This window comes from Gluconacetobacter aggeris, from assembly GCF_014174395.1.
In the GTDB taxonomy this organism is placed as follows: Bacteria; Pseudomonadota; Alphaproteobacteria; order Acetobacterales; family Acetobacteraceae; genus Gluconacetobacter; species Gluconacetobacter aggeris.
Genome location: NZ_JABEQD010000028.1, coordinates 1 through 6172, shown reverse-complemented (window position 1 = coordinate 6172; position 6172 = coordinate 1). Strand labels below are relative to the sequence as shown.

The 6172-nt window shown below is 64.3% G+C and carries 8 protein-coding genes; all 8 read right to left on the bottom strand.

All coding sequences use genetic code 11. The features are described 5' to 3' along the window. Positions 1-158 precede the first annotated feature (158 nt). The 8 genes from HLH36_RS19165 to HLH36_RS19130 all read right to left on the bottom strand — a co-directional run bounded on the left by HLH36_RS19165 (position 159) and on the right by HLH36_RS19130 (position 6159). Complete coding sequence (locus tag HLH36_RS19165) at positions 159-416, bottom strand: MerR family transcriptional regulator (RefSeq protein WP_182987879.1); 258 nt, start codon at positions 414-416, stop codon at positions 159-161. A gap of 139 nt (positions 417-555) precedes the next feature. Further along, complete coding sequence (locus HLH36_RS19160) at positions 556-1287, bottom strand: hypothetical protein (RefSeq protein ID WP_182987877.1); 732 nt, start codon at positions 1285-1287, stop codon at positions 556-558. A 315-nt stretch (positions 1288-1602) separates the two neighbouring features. Continuing rightward, positions 1603-4137 carry a DUF927 domain-containing protein gene (locus HLH36_RS19155; protein ID WP_182987876.1) on the bottom strand — a complete coding sequence of 845 codons (2535 nt, stop codon included), beginning with the start codon at positions 4135-4137 and terminating at the stop codon, positions 1603-1605. Beyond that, positions 4134-4442, bottom strand: a complete 309-nt coding sequence (locus HLH36_RS19150) for a hypothetical protein (RefSeq protein ID WP_182987875.1) — start codon at positions 4440-4442, stop codon at positions 4134-4136. Before HLH36_RS19150 ends, HLH36_RS19155 begins: the two co-directional genes overlap by 4 nt. Continuing rightward, positions 4439-4873, bottom strand: a complete 435-nt coding sequence (locus tag HLH36_RS19145; protein ID WP_182987874.1) for a hypothetical protein — start codon at positions 4871-4873, stop codon at positions 4439-4441. Before HLH36_RS19145 ends, HLH36_RS19150 begins: the two co-directional genes overlap by 4 nt. Further along, complete coding sequence (locus tag HLH36_RS19140) at positions 4870-5664, bottom strand: hypothetical protein (RefSeq protein ID WP_182987873.1); 795 nt, start codon at positions 5662-5664, stop codon at positions 4870-4872. Before HLH36_RS19140 ends, HLH36_RS19145 begins: the two co-directional genes overlap by 4 nt. Beyond that, positions 5661-5864, bottom strand: coding sequence for a hypothetical protein (locus tag HLH36_RS19135; RefSeq protein WP_182987872.1), 204 nt, complete (start codon positions 5862-5864; stop codon positions 5661-5663). Before HLH36_RS19135 ends, HLH36_RS19140 begins: the two co-directional genes overlap by 4 nt. Before the next feature lie 142 nt (positions 5865-6006). Further along, positions 6007-6159, bottom strand: a complete 153-nt coding sequence (locus HLH36_RS19130) for a helix-turn-helix domain-containing protein (RefSeq protein ID WP_182987878.1) — start codon at positions 6157-6159, stop codon at positions 6007-6009. Positions 6160-6172: the final 13 nt, after the last annotated feature.

Here is a 6172-nt window from a genome sequence, read left to right as displayed (position 1 = left end):
TTCCGCGTTCTCCTGACCGATCTGGTCTAGAGCAGCAAAGGCCGGATGCCGCCGCCCCTTCTTCGGGCCATCGGGATTGCCGGACTGCCCCGGCTTGAACGCCGTCGAAGGCGCTCGGCGCTTCTTCGGGGTCTGCTGACTATCTGCCACGGCAGACATCACGACGCCTTTCTGAACTGGGCGACGGGACGCGACGCGAGCCATGTAAGAGCCTGCTCAACATCGATCAGGGTGCGTTTCCCGACCTTGATCGCCCGGATGTCGCCCGTGCCCAGCAACTCATACAGCTTGTATCGTGTCAGCCCGGAAAACGCGCAGAATGGATTGATCGCCATATAGCGCGGCGTCTGCCCTGCATCTTTCGATGAAGATGAAGGGCGGCGGCAAGAAGTGGAATTATTGTGCATTTCAAGCATTCCAGAACAATACCCCATTATATCCGATAGAAAAAGAAGAATATTTACTTCGATCTATTGGTGTGTCTGCTTGTGTCTGGACGTGTCTGGCCGTTCCAGATAGCCGCCGCGACTCGGCGCCCAGTGGCATGCCGTCGCATCACCGCTCGGTGCCGATCTCCTTTCCCGGCGCTGTGATGGCGATGCCCGGTGGGGGCGGGTGGCAGGTCCGGCACACCCATTCCCGGCTGGAGACGTCATGCCTGCGCCACCAGAGGGCGAGACCACACAGCGAACAGTGCACCTCCGTCGGGTCCATGTCGGGTACCGGCTTGCCATTCACGCTCTGCCTGGGCGCAGGCTGGACGAACCATTCCGGCGTCGGGTCGGCAACGTCGTGCGGGTATGGCGCCATCCATCGGTGCCGGATGCGACACCACGTCCATCCACGATCCGTCAGCCACTGCCCATCAGGAGCTTCCCCGATGAGACGCAGCTTGCCGGTCGCCGGGTCCCGCTCGATATGGTTCCCAGCATCGGCAACGGCGGGGATGGGCGGCGGGGCGTCACCGACAGCCGGTTCACGGGGCGGCAGCCATTCCCGCGCCCAGCAATCCAGCACAATGGCGATCTCGCGCCGATGTTCGCGGGCCAGCGCCATTGTCTCGGGCTGGACGTCCGCCCCGCCTTTGATGACCGGCACGCCGTCCTTCAGCAGGACCGTTGCCCCGCACCACTCAAGCTCGCGGATCACGCCCCTGGCGCTTCCAGCCAGCGCGGCGGCGCGCTCTTCGTCGGTCACGACCGCCAGATCGATCGGGGCGGTCTGCCTCGGCTCCGAGGGCGTCGGGGCCTGATCTTCTGCCCAGCGCAGGAGGTTCGGGCTCACCATGACGCGCCTCCCGCTTCGACATGATCAAAATGCGGTGTTCCAAGTGTTCCAGGTGTTCCAGGCCGAAAAAATGGCCGTTTCCCGCCACGTTCAGGATTGGTAGGGTGGAACACCGAATAAAATTGGAGGTGTTCCGGGTGTTCCACCTCATCGCCTCGATGGGCTGCTGGAACACCTGGAACACTGGCCTGTTTGGGGTGTGTTCCGGCCCGGGCGTGCAAAAAACGCCGGAATACTGCGGAGTCCAGCATGCTGGAACACATGGAACACCCGGAACACCGGAAAATTGAATGAAGCGCACGGGAGTAGACCGCCTTAAGCATCGGTCCCTCCCATGATTTTGCTCGTCACGACATAGAGCCGGAGCCGCCCCTCGCCGGGAATGCGGATAGACTGAGCTGATTTGCCGTCATTCCCCGGCACCAGATATCCCGCATCACGCACCACCTTGGCGACGTTCGCGGCATCCAGTCCCTTGCAGATCTCCGTTTTCCACATCACCGGCAGGATCAGGTATTCCCAGCGATCACCGTCCGGGGTTTCGACCTTCCGCTTGAACCCGGCTCGGTTGATGGTTTTGCTGTCAGCGATAGCGCCCAGATCCGCCGCCAACGATGCCAGCCGTTCCAGGTTGGTGAACCGGCTTTCGCCGTGCTGCTCGATGAAGGCGCGGACCTGCTCGACCGCCTTCACGTCTTCGCTGGCACCGACGCTGCCGCGCTCGCCCAGCCATGCCTGGAAGCATGCACCCGCCGCCTTCAGGGCCTCTCCGCGTTCCCAAGGCAGCACGCCATAGTCGGTCGCAAGCTCGCCCGCCGCCGCGATCAGGGCAAACCGGGCCGCGACACTGCGGACCTGCCCATCGACATTGCCGGCAGGCACATACGATTCCTCGAACCGTGACCGAATGGCCCGGATCACCGCTTCCAGTGCTTTCGGATCGGCCGCCCGATCCCGCACCAGAGCGTCGAGGAAATGCCGTGAGGCCTCGCCGTAGAAGGTGCGGGACGCCACTCGGAGATGGTCCGCCAACGCGCCGGCCGAGCGCATGCCGTGCAGTTGCTCGAAGGCGCCCATGCCCGCGCCGGCATCGGCCGGGATATTGACCAGACGAACCTCCTGGCCCGCCATAGCGCGCTTGCCGGCCTCTCCCATCTTGGCGGCCAGCGTGACCTCGCCGGTCGAGAGGAACAGCACCCGCCACGTCTTGCGCGCCCGGGCATCGCCATTCCGCCCGGCGCGCTGCTTGCCGGTGTTGTTGGCCAGCATGTAGGCGATCTCGCCCACCTCGCGCGGTTCGGCCTGCCCCATCTCGTCCAGGATCAGGACCGTGTCGGAGGTCTCGCTGGCGATGCCTTCCAGCCCGTTCGCGGTGCCACGCCACGCCCGGATTTGGCCATCACGATCGCCCTTGCCCCACACGCTGCCGGCGATGAAAGCGGACGTGCTCTTGCCGGACTGAGACTTGCCGACCAGGTGGATGCCGCCCGACTGCTCACCCATGATGTCGAGTAGCGGACCGGCGAAAGCAGCCGAGACAAACAGGGCAAGCCGGCTGTTGCCCACCGCATAGGCCGCTACCTGCTTCTGCCAGTCCGCAAGCGTACCACCAGGCGTGAACTCGCGCCCGACAGTGGCCCGGCTGGACTGGAACACGACCGAGCGCCGGCCGCCGCCGATGGTGAAGCCACCCGGCAGGATGAAGGCATGCCCATCGTCAGTGCGGTGCCAGCCGGCCCGATCGACGCATCGCAGCCGGGTCTTCGTGTGAACCGAGGCGATGAACTGGCGCAGGTAACGCGTGGCCGAGATCGAACAATTCAGGCCGGCATCCTCAAGCTCGCCGGCGATGTCCTTTCCTTCGCCATGCACCATCCGCTTCGGGATGGCCCACTGATGCTCGCGCCGGTCACGGTCCAGCCAGCGGATCAGCAACCCCCAGCCGAACCCGTCACCGTCGTTCGTCTCGGCCACCACATCGAACGGAGCCGAGATCCAGACGGGGAACACCGGCACATCACCGGTCTGCTCGGGCAGGAATTGCAGCCCTTTGCCGGTCATGGCGTAGCCAGGGGGCATCTTCACGTTGGCCTCGGCCAGGGGGGCCTGATCGAGGTAGGGCCGCAGGAATTCGACGCCGGCGATCTCCCCACCGATCAATTCCGGCGGCACGTCATCGGCAACGTCCCATCCGTGCGGCAGACCTGCCGGCAGGGCGACCTGCCGCACGATCAGCGCTCCGGCCTCGCGCATCGCTGTGATGGCGGCATCCGCGTATGCCATGCCCGGTTCGTCGTTGTCCGGCCAGATCGTCACCGTGCGGCTGCCCAGCGGCGACCAGTCGTTGTTGCCGACTGCCTTGCCACCGCCCTGCGACGTCATCGCCACATAGTCGGGGAACAGGCGCTGGGCAGCATCCGCCGTCTTCTCGCCCTCGACCAGCAGGACAGGCGCGTCAGGTCGGGCCGCCAGCCGATCCAGTCCATAGAGCGGCAGAGGCTTGGCCGCCTGTTTCCAATGCCAGCCGGTGATATTCTGGTGTCGACCTTCCTCATCGATCCAGACCCGACGTCCATAGGTCAGCGGCCGAATATCTTTTTTTCCATCTTTGAGATCCTTGCGGAACCGCGCGCAGAGCGGCCGGCCTTCCGCGTCGCGATAGACCCACATAGCCGACGCTCCGCGTGGCAATTCCGGCTCGCATGGCGCCGGGGACTGCGGCTCCCACACCTCATCCTTGCCGCCGGCGGAAACTGCATTCTGCCTCTCCGCCGGGGTCAGCGGCTGGAAGGGGTCAGCAGGAATTCCTGCCGGCAGCGCGGCCGACGCATTGGGTGGCACAGCGTTCATGCTTCACCTCCCAGACCGAGCATGGTGGCCAGCCGCTGGGCAGCTTCCCCCTGCTTCAGGTCGAACAGGAAGGCAGCCAAAGACACGGGATCTTTACCGCGATCACCGGTCGCGAAATCGGACCAAATGCCTTTATTCATGTTCACCTTAAAGGAGCCGGGCGAGCGGTCGCCGCGGCGAGGATTGCGCGCCACCCACTCGTGGCCCTGGCGCCGGCCGTCCGGCAGCCAGCGCGCCAGCAGGGACGGCAGGACGCCCATGGCGGTGCGGTTGATGTGGTCGAAGTCGAGACGGGGAGCACTCATTCCTCGTCCTCCTGGCCGAGGCTGTGACGCCCCATCTGGATGAGATTGCGAAAGCGTTCTTCCGGACTCATGCCCGCCTGGAGAACCTTCGTTGCGCCAATGCCGGCCTGATAGAATTCGTTCTCGAAGGCGCCATCGTCCGGAAGAAAGCCGCACTGCCTGAAAGCGCCGATCGTCCCCTGGGCAACGAAATGCGGAGCGATCAGAACTTCCCACGCATCGGTGCTGACCATCCGAACGCTGTCTTGGAACGATCCCGACCGCGTCATCTGGAGGAAGATGTCCTGCGCGTCGGCTGGCAGCCCAGCCGCACTCACCAGGTCGGCGCAGGAATGCCACGGCAGGGAAACCACCCCGTTTGGGGCAGCGAAGAACCGGATGGCGCGTCCACGCAGCTGGCCGGTGTAGATGGGATTGTGGAGGGGCCTCATCCGACTGCCCTCCCGGTCAAACGGAACCAGTGCCGGATTGCAGCATCCATCGTCACGTCCGCCCTGGCCTTGGCCACAGGCTCGCTCTCGCCCTTTCCGGTCCAGACCGTCATTGCGATCGTCAGGGTGGCAGTCAGCCCATGCTGGAACTGGTCGTCAGAACTGTGCTTGCTCTGATGGTAGTCGGCCAGCATCACGCCCAGCCGGTGAGGTGCGACAGTCGCAAGGTCCGGGCCGTGCTCCTCGCCGGCGTAGATTTCATCCAGACGAGAGAATGCCCCTTTGGCGGCGAGCCGGGCGTTTTCCTTTCCGTCCTGTTCGGACATCGCCCCTTGCGAAACCATGTCGTGGATAAATGTGCCGATGCGTTCGGTGCAGCGATGAATGGCGATGCCCAACGGCAGGCGGTATTCCCGGCACATGTCGGCCATCATGTATCCGGCCCCTTCCATATTGATCAGGGTTTCTCCGTCGATCTGGGCCTTGTATTCCGGCGGCATCGTGGCCCAGATCTTCTCAGCCGCCACCTCCGGGCCGATGTCCTTGGGGCGGTGGTCCATCACGGGCCAATCGTGAATGGCGCTGATGCGCTGGCAGAACTGACGGGCCTGCAAGGCGTCCATGGCGCAGGCCAGCGGGCAATCCGTGCCATCATTGAAGATGACGGTGGGTAGGTAACGCCCCTCGATCGGGCGAACCCACAGGCAGCGCACTGCGTCGGGCGCCAAGGTGGCCGGGTCCGCGATCACGTCGGGAATCGCGGTGCCGGTGCGATAGGTGCGTTTGCTCATCGCGCAGCCCTCCCGGCTTCGATGGCAGCACTGGCGGCCGCGATCGATAGAAAGAGGACAGGCAGCCGGCAACCCGGCATCAGCACACCGATGCGCGGCTCGCCATCGGGGCGGCAGGCATCGGACAGGAGGATCAGGCGGGGCACACTTCCCCCGCTGCGGACGCACTTCGAGCGCCCGCGCTTTTTCAAGCTCGGCATGGCACTTTTCCTATATGCCAACCGCGATTTTTTCTGGACAAGCGGCCCGACGAACCGTATCAATCGAGGTGTTTGGTAGCCTCAATCGATAAGCCTTCAACGGGACGCCGCTCTGCAAATCGCAGGCTGGCGTTTTTCCGTTTCAGGCGGCGCTGGTGCGGGACAGCGACGCGATCCAGGTACGATAGCTTTCGGCTGTGATGCGCGTGGCATTGCCGATTTTGACGCGCTCCAGCGCGCCCCGCCGCATCAGTCGATTGACCGTGGTGCGGCTTATCCCTGCATCTTGGGCAATCTGCTCAACCCGA